The sequence below is a fragment of the Johannesbaptistia floridana genome, from assembly GCF_057440575.1.
In genome coordinates this window covers 1-1,388 of the sequence record NZ_JALKVM010000325.1, presented here as the reverse complement: position 1 = coordinate 1,388, position 1,388 = coordinate 1, and the positions used below count along the sequence as shown (strand labels likewise).

Annotated in this window: 1 protein-coding gene; it reads right to left on the bottom strand. The window is 36.7% G+C overall.

Annotated features, from left to right (window positions below; genetic code table 11):
- Positions 1-537 precede the first annotated feature (537 nt).
- Positions 538-1,388 (bottom strand): hypothetical protein (locus MW688_RS18665; RefSeq protein ID WP_486737521.1); only part of this gene is annotated, 851 nt, incomplete at its 5' end.

Sequence of the window (1,388 nt, the reverse complement as noted above, 5' to 3'; positions counted from 1 at the left end):
TCTGTCTTATTTTGCTGTTTGAGTAAATTTGAGTAGATTTTTAGAAGCGGTGTAAGTTATAGCAATGAGCGTTGTAGTGTTAACAATATTTATATTTACAGATCCCCCCAACCCCCCTTAACAAAGGGGGGCTTTTCATGATAACTGTAAACATCTATTTGCTCATTGCTATAATTTACTATTTGGTTATTTAATATCATGTCCGTTTAATTAGTTATGATAAAGTTCTACCTTCATACCTTCTTCCTTTCCTTCTCTGAGAGCAAAGCACGAGTACTCTTGTACTAATTTAGCTGTCAGAAAAATTCATTCATTTAGTGGTTTCGGTGGGTTTTTTGGTTCAAAAAAGTAAGTATAAATACTTAAAAAAACTCATTACTCATTACTCATTACTCATTACTCAATCATCACCAGTAACTTTTGGAAAAGATGCAAGATCTGAGTTTCTGCCTCCTGCCTCACCTCATTTTTATCGTAAGTATTCACCCGAACTTGATATAATTTTATATTTATTCAGCAAGCCCTAAATATATCCATCTATTTATTTGCATCTTGACAACTAGGTGGTTGTGGTTCTAAGTTAATTACTTTTTCTGCAAAATTGTGAGCTAGACGAATCATCTGAAAACCTTGGGTAACTGAACCTTTCCAGGCTTGCCGAGCTTCATATCCAGTACTATCATTATCATCATTATCATCATTATCAGAATGTAAATGGGCACGAATAATTATAGTTCGGTCAGAATTAATCTGAATAGATTGCTCATCCTGAAAACTTAGTTGGTCTGGTTGGTGTATGTGGGGACCAGAAAAAACCTTACGGTACAAAAGTTTTCCCTTCTCATCGAGAATTTCCCACCAATCAGTATAGTAGTTACAGCCTCGATCTTGATTATAAATAGTAACTTCAAATGTAGACATACTAGCAGATTCTGCATTAGCTTTAACCTCCATAATCACTGCTCCATCGATTAACTTAATATTCTGCTTTTCTGCCCAGGTATTAAGAATTTCTGTTAAAGCCTCTATTTTTCTTGTTTCTGGACAGTGGCGTAGTGAATTAAGAGCTTCACCCCATAAGCCATCAAGGGCATATTGGAAGGCAACTTGTTTGAGTGTATCGCTATCATTAATTTGTTCAGCAGTTTTGGTGATATTTTTTAATAGAGATTTTCGGGTTTTTACATCTGGTAATTGTCCAGTAGCTGAGGCGATCGCCCTGAGAGCATAGCTTTGGGAGTCGGGCTCATCGATAGTTTTAACAATAGTTAAAGCCTCTTCTAAGACTTTCACTGCCGCTTCTGTCTCTTCTAGTTCTATGTAGGCCGAGGCGATCGCCCTGAGAGCTTCGCTTTGGTAGTTGGGCTCATTGATAGTTTCAACAATAG